16 protein-coding genes are annotated in these 20,595 nt (G+C 74.1%); 9 read left to right on the top strand and 7 right to left on the bottom strand.

The annotated features are described in order from the left end of the window. Positions 1 to 45: 45 nt before the first annotated feature. The 4 genes from ABD230_RS17025 to ABD230_RS17010 are packed head-to-tail and all read right to left on the bottom strand — an operon-like array spanning position 46 to position 5,661. A complete protein-coding gene (locus ABD230_RS17025; RefSeq protein ID WP_344377583.1) occupies positions 46 to 2,469 on the bottom strand; it encodes a beta-xylosidase/alpha-l-arabinosidase in 2,424 nt (807 codons plus the stop codon). Next, positions 2,466 to 3,368 carry a carbohydrate ABC transporter permease gene (locus ABD230_RS17020; protein WP_344377581.1) on the bottom strand — a complete coding sequence of 301 codons (903 nt, stop codon included), beginning with the start codon at positions 3,366 to 3,368 and terminating at the stop codon, positions 2,466 to 2,468. The genes ABD230_RS17025 and ABD230_RS17020 overlap by 4 nt, the downstream gene beginning before the upstream one ends. Continuing rightward, complete coding sequence (locus ABD230_RS17015; protein ID WP_344377579.1) at positions 3,368 to 4,366, bottom strand: carbohydrate ABC transporter permease; 999 nt, start codon at positions 4,364 to 4,366, stop codon at positions 3,368 to 3,370. Before ABD230_RS17015 ends, ABD230_RS17020 begins: the two co-directional genes overlap by 1 nt. 2 nt (positions 4,367 to 4,368) lie before the next feature. Then, a complete protein-coding gene (locus tag ABD230_RS17010; RefSeq protein ID WP_344377575.1) occupies positions 4,369 to 5,661 on the bottom strand; it encodes an ABC transporter substrate-binding protein in 1,293 nt (430 codons plus the stop codon). Positions 5,662 to 5,805: 144 nt separating this feature from the next. Between ABD230_RS17010 and ABD230_RS17005 the strand changes: the two genes are divergently transcribed. The 3 genes from ABD230_RS17005 (at position 5,806) to ABD230_RS16995 (ending at position 9,449) form a co-directional block, all read left to right on the top strand. Continuing rightward, positions 5,806 to 6,996, top strand: coding sequence for an ROK family protein (locus ABD230_RS17005; RefSeq protein ID WP_344377572.1), 1,191 nt, complete (start codon positions 5,806 to 5,808; stop codon positions 6,994 to 6,996). Positions 6,997 to 7,238: 242 nt separating this feature from the next. Continuing rightward, positions 7,239 to 8,510, top strand: a complete 1,272-nt coding sequence (locus tag ABD230_RS17000; RefSeq protein WP_344377569.1) for a multidrug effflux MFS transporter — start codon at positions 7,239 to 7,241, stop codon at positions 8,508 to 8,510. Between the two features lie 135 nt (positions 8,511 to 8,645). Beyond that, positions 8,646 to 9,449 (top strand): phosphatase PAP2 family protein, encoded by an 804-nt coding sequence (locus ABD230_RS16995; protein WP_344377566.1) that lies wholly within the window; start codon positions 8,646 to 8,648, stop codon positions 9,447 to 9,449. Positions 9,450 to 9,695: 246 nt separating this feature from the next. On the opposite strand, the gene xdhC is transcribed toward ABD230_RS16995, so the two are convergent. The 3 genes from xdhC to ABD230_RS16980 are packed head-to-tail and all read right to left on the bottom strand — an operon-like array spanning position 9,696 to position 14,429. Further along, entirely contained in the window at positions 9,696 to 10,529 is an 834-nt protein-coding gene (xdhC, locus tag ABD230_RS16990; RefSeq protein WP_344377562.1) for a xanthine dehydrogenase accessory protein XdhC, read from the bottom strand. 10 nt (positions 10,530 to 10,539) lie between these two features. Continuing rightward, on the bottom strand, positions 10,540 to 12,963 hold the full coding sequence (gene xdhB / locus ABD230_RS16985) for a xanthine dehydrogenase molybdopterin binding subunit (RefSeq protein WP_344377560.1): 2,424 nt from the start codon (positions 12,961 to 12,963) through the stop codon (positions 10,540 to 10,542). Continuing rightward, positions 12,960 to 14,429 carry a xanthine dehydrogenase small subunit gene (locus ABD230_RS16980; protein ID WP_344377556.1) on the bottom strand — a complete coding sequence of 490 codons (1,470 nt, stop codon included), beginning with the start codon at positions 14,427 to 14,429 and terminating at the stop codon, positions 12,960 to 12,962. Before ABD230_RS16980 ends, xdhB begins: the two co-directional genes overlap by 4 nt. Before the next feature lie 159 nt (positions 14,430 to 14,588). On the opposite strand from ABD230_RS16980, the gene aceB reads away from it, so the two are divergent. From aceB to uraH, 6 genes are read left to right on the top strand one after another with little or no spacing between them, the layout of a single operon-like run. Further along, the gene (gene aceB / locus ABD230_RS16975) at positions 14,589 to 16,184 is read left to right on the top strand and encodes a malate synthase A (RefSeq protein ID WP_344377553.1); all 1,596 of its coding nucleotides are present in this window, start codon (positions 14,589 to 14,591) and stop codon (positions 16,182 to 16,184) included. A gap of 5 nt (positions 16,185 to 16,189) precedes the next feature. After that, positions 16,190 to 17,446 (top strand): DUF6986 family protein, encoded by a 1,257-nt coding sequence (locus tag ABD230_RS16970; RefSeq protein WP_344377550.1) that lies wholly within the window; start codon positions 16,190 to 16,192, stop codon positions 17,444 to 17,446. 55 nt (positions 17,447 to 17,501) lie between these two features. Further along, the gene (locus ABD230_RS16965) at positions 17,502 to 18,338 is read left to right on the top strand and encodes a bifunctional allantoicase/(S)-ureidoglycine aminohydrolase (RefSeq protein ID WP_344377547.1); all 837 of its coding nucleotides are present in this window, start codon (positions 17,502 to 17,504) and stop codon (positions 18,336 to 18,338) included. After that, positions 18,335 to 19,735 carry an allantoinase AllB gene (gene allB / locus ABD230_RS16960; RefSeq protein ID WP_344377543.1) on the top strand — a complete coding sequence of 467 codons (1,401 nt, stop codon included), beginning with the start codon at positions 18,335 to 18,337 and terminating at the stop codon, positions 19,733 to 19,735. Before ABD230_RS16965 ends, allB begins: the two co-directional genes overlap by 4 nt. Then, positions 19,725 to 20,219 (top strand): 2-oxo-4-hydroxy-4-carboxy-5-ureidoimidazoline decarboxylase, encoded by a 495-nt coding sequence (uraD, locus tag ABD230_RS16955; RefSeq protein WP_344377539.1) that lies wholly within the window; start codon positions 19,725 to 19,727, stop codon positions 20,217 to 20,219. The genes allB and uraD overlap by 11 nt, the downstream gene beginning before the upstream one ends. Then, the gene (gene uraH / locus ABD230_RS16950; RefSeq protein WP_344377535.1) at positions 20,216 to 20,593 is read left to right on the top strand and encodes a hydroxyisourate hydrolase; all 378 of its coding nucleotides are present in this window, start codon (positions 20,216 to 20,218) and stop codon (positions 20,591 to 20,593) included. Before uraD ends, uraH begins: the two co-directional genes overlap by 4 nt. Positions 20,594 to 20,595 lie beyond the last annotated feature (2 nt).

Here is a 20,595-nt window from a genome sequence, read left to right as displayed (position 1 = left end):
CCGGTCGCTCCACACGACCGGCCGCCCCGCCCGGGGGTGCGGGGATCAGCCGCCGACGGATGCCGCGGCGCGGCGCTCGACGACGACCTCGGGATGCAGCCGGCGCCGATGGTCCACCACGCGGGTCGGGCCGACGAGGCGGACCCGGTGCGCGAACGGCAGGTCGCCGCTCGACCGTCCGGCGGAGAGCACGAGCTCGCCGGGCTCGACGACGCGCTCGCCGGAGCGCGCCGTGAACGCCGCCAGGTCGGCCGGAACGGTGACGCGCACCTCCGCGGCCTCGCCCGGGCCGAGGCCGACGCGCGCGAACCCGACCAGCCGCTGCACGGGCCGCACGACCGACGCCACCGGGTCGTGCAGGTAGAGCTGCACGACCTCGGTGCCCGCGCGCCCGCCCGCGTTCCGCACGCGCAGCCGCACGGTGACCGAGCCGTCGGTCGCCACCTCGTCCCGGTCGCCCGTGAAGGACTCCCAATCGAACGTCGCGTACCCGAGCCCGTGGCCGAAGGGGAAGGCCGCGGTCGGGTCGACGTTCGACACGTCGCTCGCGCGGGCGAGCGGCGGGGCGAGGTAGGTCGTCGGCTGCGCGCCCGGCGTCGCGGGGATCGACACCGGCAGCCGCCCGGACGGGTTCACGCGGCCGCCCAGGACGCCCGCGATCGCGCCGGCGCCCTCCTCGCCGGCGAAGAACGCCTGCACGATCGCGGCCGACTCGGCGACCGCCCGGCCGAGGGCGTACGGACGGCCCGCGAGGAGCGCGAGCACCGCGGGGGTCCCGGTGTCGAGCACCGCGTCCACGAGCCCCTGCTGCGCCCCCGGCAGTGCGAGCGACTCGGCGTCGCAGCCCTCGCCGCTCGTGCCCCGGCCGAAGAGGCCGGCCCGGTCTCCCAGCGCGAGCACGACGACGTCGGCCGCCGCGGCGAGTTCGGCCGCCGCCGCGATCCCGTCGGTCTCGCCGCCGTCGACGCTCGTGCCGGCGGCATGGCGCACCTCGCTGCCGGGGAACTCTGCGCGGAGCGCGTCGAGCAGCGTCGGGATGCGGACGCCGATCCGGACGCCGGGATGCTGCGTCACGACGTGCGTCGGGAACGAGTAGCAGCCGAGCATCGCGTACGGGTCGTCGGCGTTCGGCCCGACGACCGCGATGACCGGGGGCGCGCCGAGCGGCAGCGTGCCGTCGTTGCGGACCAGCACGACGGCGCGCTCGGCGAGCTCGCGCGCGAGCGCGCGGTTGCCCGGCGGGTCGAGGTCGATGCGGCCGCGCAGCCGGTCGGCGTGCGTCGCATCGGCGTCCGTCAGGTCGGCGTCCGCCAGGCCGAGTCCCGCCAGCGCGGGCGGCACGGGCGACCAGCCGGAGTCGAGCAGGCCCAGCTCGGCCTTCTGCCGCAGCACCCGCCGCAGCGCGGTGTCGACCAGCTCGACGTCGACGACGCCCGCCTCGACCGCCGCGCGCAGCGGCGCCCCGAACGCCTTGACCGTCGGCAGCTCGACGTCGATGCCCGCCTCGAGCGCCGCGCCCGCGGCATCCGCCCACGTGTCGGCGACGCCGTGCAGCAGCTTGAGGAACGCCACGGCGAAGTAGTCGGCGACGACCGTGCCCTCGAAGCCCCAGGTCTCGCGGAGCACTCCGGTGAGCAGCGACCGGTCGGCCGCCGACGGCACGCCGTCGAGGTCGGTGTACGCGTTCATGACGCTGCGCGCCCCGCCCTCGCGGATCGCCATCTCGAACGGCGGCAGCAGCACGTCGGCGAGCTCGCGGGGGCCGATCGACACCGGGGCGAGGTTGCGGCCGGCACGCGAGGCCGAGTAGCCGACGAAGTGCTTCAGCGTCGCGACGACGCCCGACGACTCGAGCCCGCGCACGTACGCCGTGCCCACCGTCGCGACCAGGTACGGGTCCTCGCCGATCGTCTCCTCGACGCGGCCCCAGCGCGCGTCGCGGACCACGTCGAGCACCGGCGCGAGCCCCTGGTGCACGCCGACCGAGCGGAGGTCGTCGCCGATGCGCCGCGCCATCCGCTCGACGAGCGCCGGATCGAACGTCGCGCCCCACGACAGCGGCACCGGGTACGCGGTCGCACCCCACGCGGCGAAGCCCGCGAGGCACTCCTCGTGCGCCACGGCGGGGATGCCGAACCGGTTCGCGCCCGCGATCCGCCGCTGCATGCGCGCGAGCGAGAGCGCGCCGACCGCCGCGTCGACCGGCGCCGTGCCGAACGGCCGGGTCACCTGGCCGAGCCCCGACGGCAGCAGCGCGTCGAGGTCGACGTCGTCGTTCAGGTCGTGCTGGTGCGGCGCCACGTCGCCGTGGCCGTCGTCGGATGCGCCCACCCACACGCCGTAGAGCTGCGCGAGCTTCTCGTCGAGGGTGAGCTCGGCCACGAGCGCGTCGACGCGCTCGTGGATCGGGCGTGCGGGGTCGCGCCAGGCGGCATCCGCCGTCGGGGCCTGCGGGTCGATCGAGGTCATCCCTTCACCGCCCCCTGCAGGCCGCCGACGATCCGGCGCTCGGCGACGAGGAAGAACGCGAGCGCCGGGATCATCGCGAGCGACGTGTACGCGAGCACCGCGGCCGTGTCCTGCGAGTACTGCGTCGAGAACTGCGTCACTCCGAGCGGCAGCGGCCACAGGTCCTGCGGCAGCGTGCCGGTGCTGATCACGAGCAGCGGCAGGAGGTAGCCGTTCCAGCTCGCGACGAACGCGAGCACGCCGACCGTGACGAGGCCCGGCATCGACAGCGGCAGCAGGATCCGCCAGAAGAACCCGATGCGGCTCGTGCCGTCGATCGACGCCGCCTCCTCGAGCTCGTCGGGGATGGCGCGCAGGAACGGCACCAGGATGATGATCGTCGTCGGCAGCGCGAAGGCGATCGACGGGATGATCACGCCGAGGTACGACCCGTGCAGCCCCAGCGTGCGCAGGAGCAGGGTCAGCGGCAGGGCAGCGACCGTGAGCGGGAACATCAGGCCGGCGGTGAACAGCGTGTAGAGGCCCTGGCGGCCGCGGAAGTCGTACCGGGCGATCACGAACGCGGCCATGATGCCGACGACCACCACGCCCGCCGTCGTGCCGACGGCGAGGATGACGCTCGCGAGCACGTTGCCCCAGAACCGCTGCGAGCCGAGCACGGTGGCCCAGTTCTGCAGCGTCCACGGGTCCGGCAGCCCGGCCGGGTCGGCGTTCAGGTCCGCGGTCGTGCGGAAGCCGCCGAGGAACACGTAGAGCACGGGGCCGATCGCGACGGCCGCGACGACGAGCGCGACCAGGTAGACGAACGGCTGGCCCCAGTCGAACCCGCGCCCCGCGCTGCGGCGCTCGGGCAGGTCGTCCATCGGGCGCCCCGTGGTGATGGAGGTCGTCGCGGACATCAGCGCACTCCTCGGGTGACGGCGCCGGCGAGGTCGCGGCGCAGGGCGAGGCGCTGGTAGACCAGCGCGACGATGAGGGAGATGAAGAAGAGGATGACGGCGATGGCGCTGCCGTAGCCGGGCTGGCCGGCGAACTGGCCCTGCTGCACCATGTACGTCGCCATGGTCTCGGTCGCCATGCCGCGCACGGTCGGCGCGACCGTGACCCAGACCATGTCGAACAGCTGGAGCGCGCCGATCATCGACAGGAACGCCCAGATGCGGATCGTCGGTCCGAGCAGCGGGATCGTGATGTACCGCTGGATCTGCCACCAGCTCGCACCGTCGATCGCGGCGGCCTCGGCGAGCTCCTCGGGCACTCCCTGGAGGCCGGCGAGCATGAGGATGATCGCGAACCCGAGGTACTTCCACGTGAGGATCCAGAAGAGCGTCCACAGCGCGATGGACGGGTCCGCGAGCCAGTTCTGCTGGAGGAACCCGAGCCCGAGCGATTCGAGCATGGCGTTCACGCCGCCCGTGGGCTGGAGCAGGAGCTTCCACGCGAGGCCGGCGATGACCTCGGCGAGCACGTAGGGCACGAAGATCAGGAGGCGCAGCACGGCACGCCCCCGGAGCGGGCGGTTCAACAGCAGCGCGATGCCGATCGCGAGGGGACCCTGGATGAGCAGGGAGGCGATCAGGATGACGAAGTTGTTGCCGATCGCCCGGACGAACTCGGGGCTCTGGAAGGCCCGCTCGTAGTTCGCGAGGCCGATGAACCGGTCGGGGTCGGCCAGGTGCTCCCATCGGAAGGCGGGCGGCAGGTTGTACAGGCTGTACACGGCGGCCAGGATCACGGGCAGGATCACGAAGCCGAGGAAGAGGACGAGGGCGGGGGCCACCAGCAGCACGACTTCGATGCGCTGGCGCGCGGCGCCGGAGCGCGCGCGCCGGGGTGCCGGGGCGGGGGCCGGGCCCGCGTCGATCGCAGGCCCGGCCGGGTTGAGTGTTGCGGTCATGGTCAGAGCGTCGCCGCGGCGTCCTGCATCTTCGTCACGATGTCCTCGGGCGAGCCGGAGCCGCCGAACACGTTCACGATGCCCTCGTTCATGGCGTTGCCGACCGTGGTGCCGAAGGCCGTGTCCAGCCAGAGCTGGACGAACGACGCGGCGGCGAGGCCGTCGGCGACCGCCTTCAGGTTCGGGTCCTCGAGCGAGCTCGTCGCCGCGGGCACGGTGGGGATGCCGGCGCCGCTCGCCGCGAACTTCGCCTGCACGTCCTCGCTCATGATGTACTCGAGCAGCTCGGCGCACTCCGGCGGCGCGTCCGCCGAGCAGCCGAAGCCGTCACCGCCGCCGAGCGCGGCGGTCGGGTCGCCCGCGGAACCGGGGATGCCGGGGAACGGGAACCAGCCGAGGAACTCGGGCACCTGCTGGTCGGGCGTGAGGCCGCCGATGACGCCGGCGTTCCAGTGGCCCATGAGCTCCATCGCGGCCTGGCCGTTGGCGACGAGGCCCGCCGAGCTGCCCGCGCCCTGCTGTGCGGGCGTGCCGAGGAAGCCCTCCTGGAACGGGTCGATGCCGATGAAGGCCTCGAGCTGGTCGCCCGCCTCGACCCAGCAGTCGTCGCTGAAGTCGTAGTCGGTCTCGGCCGCCTGCAGCGTCTCGGGGGAGCACGAGTGCAGCGCGAACTGGTACCACCAGTGGGCTGCGGGCCACTGGTCGCCCGCGCCCACGGCGATCGGGGTGATGCCGGCGTCGCGGAGGGCGCCGACGTCGTCGATGAGCTCGTCGAGCGTCGTCGGAGGGGCGTCGATGCCGGCCTGCTCGAACAGGTCGGTGTTGTACCACATGCCCTCGATGCCGAACGTGAAGGGGATGCCGTAGGTCGCGCCGTCGACCTGCCACGGGTTCACGGTGGCGCCGACGCTCTCGATCGTGTCGGGGATCGCGTCGTCGAGCGGCATGAGGTAGCCGTTCTCGACCTGGTCGCGGAGCTCGCCGCCCGGCCACACCTGGAAGAGGTCCGGCGGGTCTCCGGCCGCGAGCGCGTTCGGGATGAGCGTGCGCTGCAGGTCCTCGTTCTGGTACCCGGTCTGCTCGACGGTCACGCCGGGGTGGGCGTCCTCGAACTCCTGGGCGACCTCCTCCCAGACCGCGGGAAGGGGCCCGGTCGTGGCGTTGTGCCACCACGTGATGGTGACCTCGCCGTCCCCGCTGTCGCCGCCGCCCGCCGAGCAGCCGGTGAGGGAGGCGACCGCGAGCCCGGTCGCCGCGGTGAGCGTGACGAGCCGCGTGGTGCTGCGTCTGTTCATCATTGAACCTCTCGAAAATTTCGACTGAACTGTCGAAAGTGATCTGGACGACATGAATATACGCCCGGACCGATATGCGGTCAAGCGCAACAAATTTGGCGCGGCACGCCCCGCCGACGCCGCGGCGAACCTAGAGTGGACGCCGTGACCGACCGCAGTGGCAGTACCGGCAGCTTCGACGGGGTGCATCGCCGCAACCTCGCGAAGGTCCTCGCACTCGCACACCTCGAGGGGCCGCTCTCCCGCGCGCGCATCACCTCACTCACGGGACTGAACCGCTCGACGGTGGCCTCGCTCGCCGGCGAGCTCATCGAGCTCGGCCTCGTCGAGGAACGGGCGCCCGACCCCACGAACCGCGTCGGCCGCCCGTCGCCCGTCGTCGCCGCGCACCCCGGCGTCGTCGCCGTCGCCGTGAACCCCGAGGTCGACGCGGTCACGATCGCCGCGGTCGGGCTCGGCGGCCGCATCGACGCGCGCGAGCGGATCGAGGTCGACGACCTGGTGACCCCGGAGCAGGCCGCGCTCCTCGTGGCCGACGCGATCGGGCGGTGGCGCGAGCGCGAGCTCGCCCACGCGCGATTCGTCGGCATCGGCGTCGCGGTGCCGGGCCTCGTGCGCGCCTCCGACGGACTCGTGCGCTTCGCGCCGCACCTCGAGTGGCGCGACGTCCCCGTGCGCGCCCACGTCGAGGAGGCGACCGGGCTCCCGGCCTCGATCGGCAACGACGCGAGCCTAGGGGCGATGGCGGAGCACCTGTTCGGCGCCGGCCGCGGCGTCGACGACCTCGTGTACCTCAACGGCGGCGCGAGCGGCATCGGCGGCGGGCTCATCGTGCACGGCGTCGCGGTCGGCGGAGCGAGCGGCTATGCGGGGGAGTTCGGCCAGAACCGCCCGGGCATCGCCTCGGCCGAGGACCGTCGCGCGGGCGGCGGCGTGCTCGAGGACGAGGTCGGCCGGGCCCGGCTGCTCGACGCCGTCGGGCTCCGCTCCGCGGACGAGCCGACGCTGGCAGCCGCGATCCGCGACGCCATCGAGGCGGGCGACCCGGCGATCGCCGCCGAGCTCGACCGGCAGCGCCGGATCCTCGCGACCGCGCTCGCGAACGCCGTGAACGTGCTGAACCCGTCGCTCGTCATCCTGGGCGGCTTCCTCGCCACCCTCGCCGAGCAGGATCCGGAGGCGCTGCGCCGGGCCGTGGCCGAGCAGGCGATGCCGGCCGCGGTCGACGACGTCGAGCTCGTCGTCGCCGCCCTGGGCGAGGACCGGCTCATGATCGGCGCCGCCGAACTCGCCTTCGCGCGACTGCTCGCCGACCCGCTCGCGACGGCCGGCTGACGCCCGCTCGACTGCCCGGCGAGCGCATTCCCGAGACGACGATCACGACCTCGGCTTGCGCCGCCCGGGGGTGGTTCCGCTAGACTCGAACCCTCAATCGAATCGATTCGAGGCCACGACGGCCGAGATCGATCCCGTCGGCGCCCACGAGGGCGCCGTTCCTGTTCGCCCGGCGCCCGACGGCGTGCGCCAGCGCAGCCGCCTCCGCACGACCGCACTCCAGCACGCCTCGGGAACCGCCTATGTCCACCGCCTCCATCCCCATCGTCCGCCCGGACGACTACGCCGCCCCGCGTCACCCGGGCGACCTCCTCAGCCGACGCCAGCGCCTCGTCTACGTCCTCGTCCTCGGCGCCCTCACCGCGCTCGGCCCGTTCACCGTCGACCTCTACCTGCCGGCATTCCCGTCGCTCGAGTCCGAGTTCGGCGTCGGCCCCGCCGCCGTGCAGATCACGCTCACCGGCACCATGATCGGCTTCGGGCTCGGCCAGCTCATCGTCGGCCCGTGGAGCGACAAGGTCGGCCGCCGGCTCCCGCTCATCCTCGCGACGACGCTGCACATCGCGGCATCCGTCGCCGCCGCGCTCGCACCCGACATCGCGTGGCTCGCGTTCTTCCGCCTGATGCAGGGCTTCGGGGCCGCCGCGGGCGGCGTGGTCGCGATGGCCATGGTCCGCGACCTCTTCGGCGGCAAGCCCCTCGTCCGCATGCTCTCGCGCCTGGCGCTCGTCAACGGGCTGGCGCCCGTGCTCGCGCCGGTCATCGGCTCGCAGCTGCTCGCGTTCATGGACTGGCGCGGTGTCTTCTGGGTGCTGGGCGGCTACGGCGTCGTCGTCGTGCTCGCGGTCGCGTTCCTCATCGTCGAGACCCTGCCCGAGTCGCGGCGCCACGTCGCCGGCCACTCGTCGATCCGCGAGCGCTACCGCGCGCTCTTCCGCGACCGCATCTACCTCGGCGCCGCGCTCATCGGCGGCATGACGTTCACCGGGCTCTTCTCGTACCTGACGACGTCGTCGTTCCTGTTCCAGCAGGTCTACGGCTTCAGCGCGCAGGAGTACGGCCTGCTCTTCGCGGTCAACTCCGTCGGCGTGATCATCGGCGTGCAGACCTCGTCGCGGCTCATCCGCGGGCCGATCCCGCCGCAGTACGTGCTCGCCGCCACGACGATCGTGCACGCCGCCATGGCGATCGCGATCATCGTGCTCGACTCGTCGGGCGCCGGCTTCTGGGGCACCGCGATCCCGCTGTGGATCTACATCACCGCGTGCGGCTTCAGCTTCCCGGCCGTCCAGGTGCTCGCGCTCGCCCACCACGGCGCCGAGGCCGGCACGGCCGCGTCGCTGCTCGGCGCGCTGAACTTCGGCCTCGCGGGCGTCATCTCGCCGCTCATCGGCCTGTTCGGCGTCGGGAGCGCGGTCCCCATGGCCGCCTTCATGCTCGGCGCCGCCATCGTCGCGATCACCTCGGTCTGGGCGCTCGTCCGCCCGAGGACCGTGCCGGCGCTCTCGGACTGAGCGACGGCGGATGCCGCGTGGCGCGACGCGCGCGGCATCCGCCTCGCACCGCCGACTGACCGGTCGGACGCGCGGGCTCGCGGCACGCGGCATCCGCTCTCGGCGGCCGTCGGAGGCCGCGACTAGCGTGGCGCCATGAGCGATGCGGAACGCGACGGCGCCGACCCGGACGCCACGGTCGACGGCCGCGGGCCCGTGAGCGCCCCCGACGTCAGCCTCGACCCCGGCATCCGGGCGGAGCGCACGGAGCACGTCGGCCGCTTCGTGCCGTTCGCCGCGGGCATCGCGTCGCTGGTCATCGCGGTCGTCCTGGGCATCGTGATCCTGTTCCGCGCGGGCACCGTGTTCGAGCTCGACGAGGAGTGGGCGGAGGAGATCTTCACGCTCCGGGGGCCGATCGGCGACCTGTTCGCCTACGGAATGAACGCGCTCGGCGGGGGCGTGCTCGGGGTCTTCGTCGTGCCGATCGCGATCGCGGTGATCCTGCTCGCGGTGCGTCGACCGTGGGCGGCGCTGTACTTCATCTCGGCGTCGATCGCGAGCGCGCTCGTCGTGCAGCTGCTCAAGAACCTCTTCGGCCGGGCGCGCCCCGAGGACATGATCGTGATGTCGGACTTCGGCTCGTTCCCCTCGGGCCACGTCGCCAACGCGGCGACGATCGCCGTGACGCTCGGCATCATCGTGCCGCGCGCCTGGGTGTGGTTCTGGGGAGTCGTCTACACGATCCTGATGGCGATCAGCCGCACCTACCTCGGCGCCCACTGGATCACCGACACCATCGGCGGCGCGCTCGTCGGCGCGGGCGCGGCCCTGCTCGTGTGGACGGTCTTCGCGCACCGGCTCGAGCACGAGCGGCTCGCGCGGGCGGCGGCCATCGCCGAGCACAACCGCGCGTTCGCGGCGTCCCACGTGACGCCGCCCGCGGTGCCCCGCGCCTAGACCCGCCGCGCGCCGCCCCTCTGCGCGCCGTTCCGCGCCGCGCCGCGCCGTTCTTCGCCGCGCCGCCCTCGGCGCGCAGCCTCTCGCCGCCCAGTTTCTTCGGGAGGAAGTCCTGTCTCGCCGACGGCGTGTCGGGGGCCGACACGCCGGCCCACCCCGGGAAGTTCCTCCCGAACGGTGCGGTGGGGGCCGGGTAGGGCGGAGCCGGGTAGGGCGGAGCGGGGGAGGGCGCAGCGGGCGGATGCCTCAGCGCGCGAGGCGCGCGGCGGCGAGCTCGATGCGCTGCAGCAGCTCGGCGGCCACGCTCACCGCGATCGCAGCGGGCTCCTTCGAGCGGATGCCGTCGATGCCGATCGGCGTCTCGATGCGCTCGAGCGCGGCCTCGTCGTGCCCGGCCGACGCGAGCTGCCCGCGGAAGCGCGCCCACTTCGAGCGTGAGCCGATCAAGCCGATGGAACCGAGCCCGGGGGTGCGCAGGGCGGCGTCGCAGATCGCGAGGTCCTCGGCGTGGTCGTGCGTCATCACGAGCGCGTGGGCGCCTGCGGGCAGGTCGGCGAGCACGCTCTCGGGCACCGGTGCCAGGTGGACGCGGACGGTCGCGACCGCGTCGGCGAGCGGGCCGGTCTCGCCGGGGGTCCCGAGGCGGTCGGGCCCGAGCATCGCCTCGCGCGAGTCGACGAGGTCGAGGTCGAGCGGATGCCGCGCCAGGACCCGTGCGAGCTCGAGCCCCACATGCCCCAGCCCGAAGATCGCGACGGCCGGCACGACCGGCAGGGGTTCGAGCAGCATCGTGACCTCTCCTCCGCAGCACTGCACGCCGTAGTCCGCGACGGCCCGGTCGCTCAGGGTGAGCGTGAGCAACTCGGGCTCGGCGGCACCGGCCTCGAGCTGCTCGCGCGCCCGCGCGATCGCGGTCTGCTCCAGGTTGCCTCCGCCGACCGTTCCGAACACGGCGTCCGGTGCGACGACCATCTTCGCCCCGCCGTTGCGGGGCGCGTGCCCGCGCACCATGGCCAGCGTGACGAGCACGCCCGGCGTCCGCTCCGCGCGGAGCCGCTGCACCGCGTCGACCCAGTCCACGTGCGTCCCGTCAGCGGTCGACCGATGCGTGCGGGCGCGCGCCCGCGGCATCCGCCGTGGCGCGCGCGGCTGAATCGTCGGCGCGCGGCGCCACGCCCGTCGCGGCATCCGCCGCCGCCCGCGCCGCCTCGATCGCCCAGAACACGGCCTCCGGCGTCGACGGCGCGGCGAGCTCGACCGAGTGCCCGGGCGGCCCGAAGGCCGCGACGGCCTCGCGGATCGCCTCGCGCACGCTGAAGGCGAGCATGAGCGGCGGCTCGCCGACGGCCTTCGAGCCGTAGATCGCGCCGTCCTCGTGCGCGCGCTCGAGGAAGTGCACGTTGAGCTCGTCGGGCAGCTCCGAGAAGCTCGGCAGCTTGTAGGTGCTGGCCGACGGCGTGAGCAGGCGCCCCCGGCCGGGGCCGTCGGTCTCGTCCCAGCGCAGCTCCTCGAGCGTGAGCCAGCCCACGCCCTGCATGAAGGCGCCCTCGACCTGCCCGAGGTCGATGAGCGGCGACAGCGAGTCGCCGACGTCGTGCACGATGTCGACGCGCCGCAGCCGGGTCGCGCCAGTGAAGCCGTCGACCTCGACCTCGCTCGCGGCGACGCCGCAGGCGAAGTACTTGAACGGCGTGCCGGTCATCGTCGAGGGATCCCAGCCGAGCCCCTCGGTCCGGTAGTAGCCGGCGGCGAAGAGCTGCACGCGCTCGGCGTACGCGGTCGCGGCGAGTTCGCCGAAGAGCACGGAGACGTCGGGGTCGCCGCCGTGCACGCGGCCGTCCTCGAACCGCACGTCGGCCTCGTCGACGCCGAGCACGTTCGCGGCGACCGGGCGCAGCCGGGCGATGATCTGGTCGCACGCATGCTTCACGGCCGCGCCGTTGAGGTCGGCGCCCGAGGAGGCCGCGGTCGCCGAGGTGTTCGGCACCTTGTCGGTGCGGGTGGGCGCGAGGCGCACCTGCGCGAGCGGCACGCCGAGCGCGGTCGCCGCGACCTGGAGCATCTTGGTGTGCAGGCCCTGCCCGAGCTCGGTGCCGCCGTGGTTCACGAGGACCGAGCCGTCGCGGTAGACGTGCACGAGCGCGCCGGCCTGGTTGTAGGCGGTGAAGGTGAACGAGATGCCGAACTTCACGGGCGTGATCGCGAGCCCGCGCTTGACGTCCGGGTCGACGGCGTTCTCCGCCGCGATCTCCTCGCGTCGCCGCGCGACGTCGGCCTCGTCGAGCACGCGCGACCACGCGTCGCCGAGGCGCTCGGCGTGCCGCACCTCCATGCCGTACGGGGTCGTCTGCCCCGGTCGGTACAGGTTGCGTTCGCGGAGCTCGGCGGGGTCGATGCCGAGCAGCGGGGCGACGCGGCCGAGGATGTCCTCGATCACGAACATGCCCTGCGGCCCGCCGAAGCCGCGGAACGCGGTCTGCGAGGTGATGTTGGTGCGCGCGATGCGCCCGTGCACCTCGATGTCGGGGATCCAGTAGGCGTTGTCGACGTGGCAGAGCGCGCGCCCGAGCACGGGGTCGGAGAGGTCCAGGCTCCAGCCGCCGTTCGAGGTGAGCGTCGCCTCGAGCCCGAGGATGCGCCCGTCGTCGTCGAAACCGGCGCGCCAGGACGCGTGGAACGGGTGCCGCTTGCCGGTCATGGTCATGTCCTGGGCGCGCGTCAGCCGGAGCCGGACGGGCCGGCCCGTGCGCACGGCGCCGAGGGCTGCCACGGCGGCGAGGCCGTGCGGCTGCATCTCCTTGCCGCCGAACCCGCCGCCGAGGCGCAGCGACTGCACGGTCACGCGGTGGTTCGGCACGCCGAGCACGTGCGCGACGATCTCCTGCGTCTCGGACGGGTGCTGCGTGCTCGACTCGACGAACACCTGCCCCTCGGAGTCGACGTGCGCGAACGACGCGTGCGTCTCGAGGTAGAAGTGCTCCTGGCCGCCGACGACGCTGACGCCCTCGAACACGTGCGGGGCCGAGGCGAGGGCGGATGCCGCGTCGCCGCGCCGCACGGTCGGCGCGATGCCCTGGAACGAGTCCGCTGCGATCGCCTCCTCGACGGTCACGATCGACGGCAGCTCCTCGGCGTCGATGACCACCGCGGCGGCGCCGAGCCGCGCGGCCTCGGCGGTCTCGCCGAGCACCCAGGCGAGCGCGTGCCCGTGGTACTGCGCCTCGTCGGGGAACAGCGGCTCGTCGCCCTTCGCGCCGCCGTCGTTGACGCCCGTCACGTCGTCGGCGGTGAGCACGTGCACGACGCCGGGCACGTCGAGGGCGGGGGCCACGTCGAGCCGCACGCGGGCGTGGGCGTGGGCGGAGGTCACCGGCCAGGCGGTGAGCACGTCGCGACGGGCGGCGGCGAGGTCGTCGGTGTAGACGGCGGTGCCGGTCGCGTGCTGCCGCGCGCTCTCGTGGGCGACGGGCCTTCCGGCGACGGCGCCGGCCGGACGGTCGCTGAGCTCGCTCATGCGGGCACCTCCTCGCGCGCGGTCCGCCGGTGCAGGCGGAGCAGCGACTGCGCGAGCATCGCGGATCGGTACCCCGCGCTCGCACGGTGGTCCGACATCGGCGTGCCCTCGCCGCCGAGCACGGATGCCGCCTCGCGGACGGCGTCGGCGGTCCACTCGCGTCCGACGAGCGCGGCCTCGGTGGCCCGCGCACGGATGGGCGTCGCGGCGACCCCGCCGAGCCCGATGCGGGCGGATGCCACGGTGCCGCGCTCCTCGTCGAGGTCGATCGCGAACGCGACGGCGACGCTGGAGATGTCGTCGTAGCGGCGCTTCGCGACCTTGTGGAACGCGGTCAGGTTGGCGGTCGGCTGCGGGATCCGGATGGTGCGGATCAGCTCGCCCGGTCGGCGGACGGTTTCGCGGTATCCGGTGAAGTAGTCGGCGAGGTCGACCTCGCGCTCGCCGTCGGGTGAGGCGAGCACGAGCCGCGCCTCGAGGGCGAGGAGCGCCGGCGGGGCGTCGCCGATGGGGGAGGCGGTGCCGAGGTTGCCGCCGAGCGTGGCCCGGTTGCGGATGAGCGGCGACGCGAACTGCGGGAACAGCGCGGCGAGCAGCGGGACGCGCCCGGCGAGTCGCTGCTCGACCTCGGTGAGGGTGAGCGCGGCGCCGAGGTCGATCCCCGCGTCGTCCTCCTCGAAGGTGCGGAGTTCGTCGAGCCGGTCGATGGCGACCGTGAGCGGAGCGCGGCGGCCGCGGAGGTTCGCCTCGACGCCCCAGTCGGTGCAGCCGGCGATCGCGACGGCGTCGGACTCGACGTGGAGCAGGGCGAGCGCCTCGTCGAGCGACTCGGGTCGCACGAAGCGTCCGCCGTCGCCCGCGACACGGGTTGGCCTGGGCGCCGGCGCGGGCTCCGCGCGCCGCTCGGCGAGCGGATCGCCATCCGCCGGTGCGACCGCGAGTCCGAGCGCGGCGTCGCGGATCGGCCGGTACCCCGTGCACCGGCAGAGGTTGCCGCTCAGCGCGTGCAGGTCGAAGCCGGCGTCGTCGTGCGCGGCCGGTGCGGCGGCGTCGGCCGCGGGCGTCGCGGCCGCGGCATCCGTGCCGTTGCGCGCCCGGTAGAACTCGGCCGCCATGCTGCAGGCGAAGCCGGGCGTGCAGTAGCCGCACTGCGACCCGCCCGCCTCCGCGAGTGCGGCCTGCACCGGATGCATCCGCTCGGGGGTGCCGAGGCCTTCGGCGGTCACGACCTCCTGGCCGTCGAGCGCCGCGGCGGGAATGAGGCAGGCGTTGACCGCGGTCCAGGCGGTGCCGCCGTCGCCGTCGGGCGTCGCGACCAGCACGGCGCACGCGCCGCACTCACCCTCGGCGCAGCCTTCCTTCGCGCCGGTCAGGCCGAGCGACCTGAGCCAGTCGAGCGCGGTGGTGTGGGCCGCGATGCCCGAGGCATCCCGCGGCCGGCCGTTGACGGTGACGACGATGTCCATGCCTGGCTCCCTCTGTTCCGGAGTCTACGCCGCGCGCAGCCCCGGGTTCCGGTCGCGCTCATGCGCGCGCTCCGGTTCCGACCCGCGCGCTTCTGCGCGAAGATGAGGGCGAGGCCTGGAGCACCACCCCGCGAGGGAGCGGAAGGGAGCGGCAGCCGCATGACCATCGAGATCATCCGAGTCGACGGCGTCACGGACGAGGACATCCTCACCGAGGACGCGCTCGCGTTCGTCGAGGAACTGCACCTCCGGTTCGACGCGCGACGACGCGAACTGCTCGCCGCGCGCGGCGAGCGTCGGAAGCGGATCGCGCAGGGAGAACCGCTCGAGTTCCCAGCTGCGACGCGCGACGTGCGCGAAGCCGAGTGGCGGGTGCCGCCGCCGCCCGAGGCGCTCGCCGACCGACGCGTCGAGATCACCGGGCCGGCCTCGCCGGCGAAGATGGCGATCAACGCGCTGAACTCGGGTGCCCGGGTCTGGCTCGCCGATCTCGAGGACGCGTCGAGTCCGACGTGGGCGAACGTCGTCGGCAGCGTGCGCAACCTCCGCGATGCGGCGCACGGCACGCTCGCCTGGACCTCGCCCGAGGGCAAGGCGTACGCGCTCCGCGACGACGTCCGCCGGCCGACGGTCGTCACGCGCCCCCGCGGATGGCACCTGCCCGAGAAGCACGTGCTCGTCGACGGCGAGCGGGCGTCCGGGTCCCTCGTCGACTTCGGGCTGCACTTCGCGCACACCGCACGCGTGCTGTTCGAGCACGACGCCGGCCCGTACTACTACCTGCCCAAGCTCGAGAGCCATCTCGAGGCGCGCCTCTGGAACGACGTGTTCTCGTTCGCCGAGGAGCGGGTGTCGCTGCCGGCCGGGAGCATCCGCGCGACGGTGCTCATCGAGACGATCCCGGCGGCGTTCGAGATGGACGAGATCCTCTACGAGCTCCGCGACCACGCGTCGGGCCTGAACGCGGGCCGTTGGGACTACCTCTTCAGCATCATCAAGGTGTTCCGCGACGCCGGGCCGGAGTTCATCGTGCCCGACCGGGCCTCGGTGTCGATGACGGCGCCGTTCATGCGCGCCTACACCGAGCTGCTCGTGAAGACCTGCCACCGGCGCGGCGCCGTCGCCATGGGCGGCATGGCCGCGTTCGTGCCGAACCGCGCCGACCCCGAGGCCACCGCGGTCGCGTTCGAGAAGGTGCGGGCCGACAAGACCCGCGAGGCGGGGGACGGGTTCGACGGTTCCTGGGTCGCACACCCCGACCTGGTGCCGGTCTGCCGCGAGGTCTTCGACGACGTGCTCGGCGAGCGTCCGAACCAGATCGACCGGCAGCGGCCGGAGGTCGAGGTCACTGCTGCCGAGCTGCTCGACGTCGCATCGACGGGCGGCGCGGTCACCGAGGCCGGGCTGCGCACGAATCTCTCGGTCGGCGTCGCGTACACGGCCGCGTGGCTCGCCGGCAACGGCGCGGTCGCCCTGCACAGCCTGATGGAGGACGCCGCCACGGCCGAGATCTCGCGCTCCCAGGTCTGGCAGCAGCTGCAGCACGACGTGGTGCTCGCCGACACCGGCCGCACGATGACGCGCGAACTCGTGCGCGAGGTGCTCGACGAGGAGGTCGCGGCGCTCCGGGCCGAGGCTCCGCCGGCCCCCTTCGCGGCCCACTACGAGCCAGCCGCGCGCCTCATGGCCGACCTCGTCCTCGACGACGCGTACGTCGACTTCCTGACGCTGCCCGCCTACGAGCTGCTGGCCTGACCGCCGTGCGGACCTCGCTTCCCGCGTCTGCGCTGGCGTCGATCGATGCCCGCCTGGCGGAGACCGACCGGTTGCTCGCGACCGGGTACCCCGGCGACGACGGCGCGCGGCAGCCGGTGCACACCGTGTACGTGCCGGGCGACACGTTCACGCCGGAGCTGCCGGCGGCGTGGGGGAGCGCGGCGCTCGCCGCGGCCGACGCGGCCGGAGGCGTGGAGGCGTTGGCGGTGGACGTGGGGATCGGCGCCGACGTGGCGGCGGTCGTCGCCCCGCTCGTCGAACGCAAGCTCGCGCACGAGCCCGTCGAGGACCTCCGCATCGACTTCGAGGACGGCTACGGCGACCGCGGCGACGACGTCGAGGACGCCGACGTCGTGCGCGCCGCGGGGCACGTCGCCGACGCGAGCGCGGAGGGCGCGGCACCGCCCTTCCTCGGCATCCGGTTCAAGTCGTTCGAGGCGGCCACGCGAGCCCGCGGCATCCGCACGCTCGACCTGTTCGTGACCGCGCTGGTCGAGCGCGGCGGCCTGCCCGAGGGGCTCGCCCTCACGCTGCCGAAGGTGTCGACGCTCGCCCAGGTCGAGGCGATGGCGGATGCCGCGGCCGCCCTCGAACGCGCGCACGGGCTGCCCGACGGGCGACTCCGGTTCGAGGTGCAGGTCGAGACCCCGCAGCTCGTGCTCGGGGCGGACGGTGTCGCCACCGTCGCCCGCGTCGCGCACGCCGCATCCGGACGCGTCGCTGGCCTGCACTACGGGACGTACGACTACAGCGCCGCCCTCGGCATCGACGCGTCGCAGCAGTCGCTCGAGCACCCGGCCGCCGACCACGCGAAGCAGGTCATGCAGCTCGCGGTGGCGGGCACCGGCATCCGCCTCTCCGACGGGTCGTCGAACGTGCTGCCGGTGGGGGGTCGGGCGGCCGAGGCGTGGCGGCTGCACGCCCGGCTCGTCCGGCGATCGCTCGAGCGCGGGTTCCCGCAGGGCTGGGACCTGCACCCGGCGCAGCTGCCGACCCGGTTCATCGCCACGTACGCCTACTACCGCGACGGCTGGGCCGAGGCGGCGGAGCGCCTGCGGCACGTGCACGAGCGCACCTCGGGCGCCGTGCTCGACGAGCCGGCGACGGTGCGGGCGCTCGCCGGGTTCGTGCACCGGGGCGTGCGGTGCGGCGCGATCACCGTCGACGAGGTCGAGCGCGACACCGGCCTCGACGACGCGGCGCTCGCGATGCTCGCGAGCCCGAGACGTGCATCCGGCTGAGCGGAGGCCGCGGACGCGATCGACGACGACCACGGCCCACGGACGAGGAGGTCCCATGAGCTACTACACCCCGCCGGGCGGCCTGCCCGCGCAGACCGAGTTGCTCAGCGACCGCGCCATCGTGACCGAGGCGTACACCGTGATCCCGAAGGGCGTGCTGCGCGACATCGTCACGAGCAACCTGCCCGGGTTCACCGGGACTCGCGCATGGATCCTCGCCCGGCCGATCGCCGGCTTCGCCACGACGTTCGCGCAGCTCATCGTCGAGGTCGGCCCGGGCGGCGGCGCCGAGCGACCCGAGGCGGAGGCCGGGGTCGAGGGCGTCGTCTTCGTCACGTCCGGTTCGGTGACGCTCGACCTCGACGGCGAGCGGCACGAGCTCGGGCCGGGCGGATACGCGTACCTCGCGGCGGGTGCGCACTGGTCGATCGCGAACGAGGGCGACGAGCCGACGTCGTTCCACTGGATCCGCAAGGCGTACGAGCCCGTCGACGGCGTCCCGGCGCCGTCCTCGTTCGTCACGAGCGACGCGGATGTCGCACCGCAGCCGATGCCCGACACCGACGGGGCCTGGGCGACGACCCGGTTCGTCGACCCGGACGACCTCGCGCACGACATGCACGTGAACATCGTGACCTTCCGGCCCGGCGGGAAGATCCCGTTCGCCGAGACGCACGTCATGGAGCACGGGCTCTTCGTGCTCGAGGGCACGGGCGTCTACCGGCTGAACGGCGACTGGGTCGAGGTCGAGGCGGGCGACTTCATGTGGCTCCGGGCGTTCTGCCCGCAGGCCTGCTACGCCGGCGGGCCCGGGCCGTTCCGCTACCTGCTCTACAAGGACGTGAACCGACAGGTGCGACTGACGGGTCCCGGTGCGGGGGCGGGCGCGTGAGCGTCGACCGTGCCGAGGTCGATGGCGCCGGCGGGAACGCCGGATTCGACCTCGTGCTCGCGGGCGACCGCGTGCTGGTCGACGGCGGGTTCGCGCCGGCCGAGGTCGGCGTGCGCGATGGGCGGATCGTTCGCGTCGCCGGGCCGGGGGAAGGGCTCCGGGGCGCCCGCCACGTGCGGCTCGGCGACGACGAGGTGCTGCTGCCGGGGCTCGTCGACACCCACGTGCACGTCGACGAACCGGGCCGCACCGAGTGGGAGGGGTTCGCCAGCGCGACCCGCGCGGCCGCCGCCGGCGGCGTCACGACGATCATCGACATGCCGCTGAACAGCATCCCGCCGACGACATCGGTCGCGGCCCTCGCGGTGAAGCGCGCCGCGGCCGCCGGGCGCGTGTACGTCGACGTCGGGTTCTGGGGCGGGCTCGTGCCCGGCAACGAGGGCGACCTCCTGCCCCTCGTCGAGGACGGGGTCTTCGGGTTCAAGTGCTTCCTCATCGACTCCGGCGTCCCGGAGTTCCCGCCCGTCGGGGCCGACGAGATGGAACGGGCCATGGCGCTGCTGGCGCGTGCGGGATCGCTCCTCATCGTGCACGCCGAGGACGCCGGGGTGATCGCCGCGGCGCCGCACCCGCACAGCCCCGAGTACGGCGACTTCCTCGCCTCACGGCCCGACGCCGCCGAGGGCACGGCGATCGCGGCCGTGCTCGACGCCGCCCGGCGCACCGGCGCGCGGGCGCACATCCTGCACCTCAGCTCGGCGGAGCCGCTCGACGCGATCGCCCGCGCGCGGGCCGCGGGCGTCCGGATCAGCGTCGAGACGTGCCCGCACTACCTCGCGCTGGCCGCCGAGGACGTGCCGACGGGCGCCACCGCCTTCAAGTGCTGCCCGCCGATCCGGGAGGGTGCGAACCGCGATGCGCTGTGGCGCGGGCTCGAGGAGGGGGTCATCGGGACGATCGTCTCCGACCACTCGCCGGCGCCGGCCGCGATGAAGCTCGCGCCCGACGGCGACTTCGCCACGGCGTGGGGCGGCATCGCCTCGCTCCAGCTCGGGCTCCCGATCGTCTGGACCGAGGCGCGCCACCGCGGCATCCGCCTCGAGCAGGTGGTGGAGTGGATGTCGGCCGCGCCCGCGAGGCTCGTCGGCCTCGACGGGAAGGGCGCGATCGCGCCCGGTGCGGACGCCGACCTGGTGGCCTTCGCGCCGGATGAGGCGTTCACCGTGGATGCCGCGGCGCTCCACCACCGGCACCCGATCACGCCGTACGACGGCCGCGAGCTCGTCGGGGTCGTCAGGTCGACGTGGCTCGCCGGCGTCGAGGTCGACGGCACGTCGCCGCGCGGGCGGCTGCTGCGCGCGGCACGATCGGAGGATGGGGCGGGCGATGGAGCTTGATGCGTTCAACGGTGCCGACCGCGACGCGGCGATCGGCCTGCTGCGGCCGTGCCTCGACGTCGATCGTTGGTGCGCCGAACTCGCCGACGGCCGCCCGTACGACTCGGTCGACGACCTCGCGGCGCGCGCCGAGGTCGTCGCGATGCCGTTCACGCACGCCGAGGTCGAGGGCGCGCTCGCGCACCATCCACGCATCGGCGAGCGACCGTCGGGCCCCGGCGCCGAGGCGGCGATGTCGCGGGCCGAGCAGGCCGGCGTCGATCCGGCCGACGCGCAGGTCGCCGCCGCGCTCGCCGAGGGCAACCGCGCGTACGAGGAGCGGTTCGGCCGCGTCTTCCTCATCCGTGCCGCGGGGCGCTCGTCGCGCGACATCCTCGATGCGCTCACCGAGCGCCTCGCCCACACGCCCGACGACGAGGAGCCCGTGGTCGCGGACCAGCTCCGCCAGATCGCCGTGCTCCGACTGAGGGGACTGTTCGCATGAGCGCCGCCGACCGACCGCCCACCCGCATCACGACCCACGTGCTCGACGCCACGAGCGGCCGCCCCGCCGCAGGCGTCGCCGTCGAACTGTTCGGGCGGTCGTCGCCGCCCGCCGACGCGGACGGGGACGGCTGGCGCCGCCTGGATGCCGCGACGACCGACGCCGACGGCCGGGTCTCGCGCCTCGGCCCCGAGGAGCTGCCCGCCGGCGACTACCGCCTGCGCTTCGACACCGCCGCGTACTTCATCGGCCTCGGCGTCGCGTCGTTCTACCCCGAGGTGGTGCTCACGTTCCACGTCGCCGACGACGGCCGGCACGTGCACGCGCCGCTCCTGCTCAGCCCGTTCGCCTACTCCACCTACCGAGGGAGCTGACC

The organism is Agromyces tropicus (assembly GCF_039531345.1).
GTDB classification, from domain to species: Bacteria; Actinomycetota; Actinomycetes; order Actinomycetales; family Microbacteriaceae; genus Agromyces; species Agromyces tropicus.
Note: the sequence above shows the minus strand (reverse complement) of the source record. Positions and strands in the feature narration are given on the sequence as shown.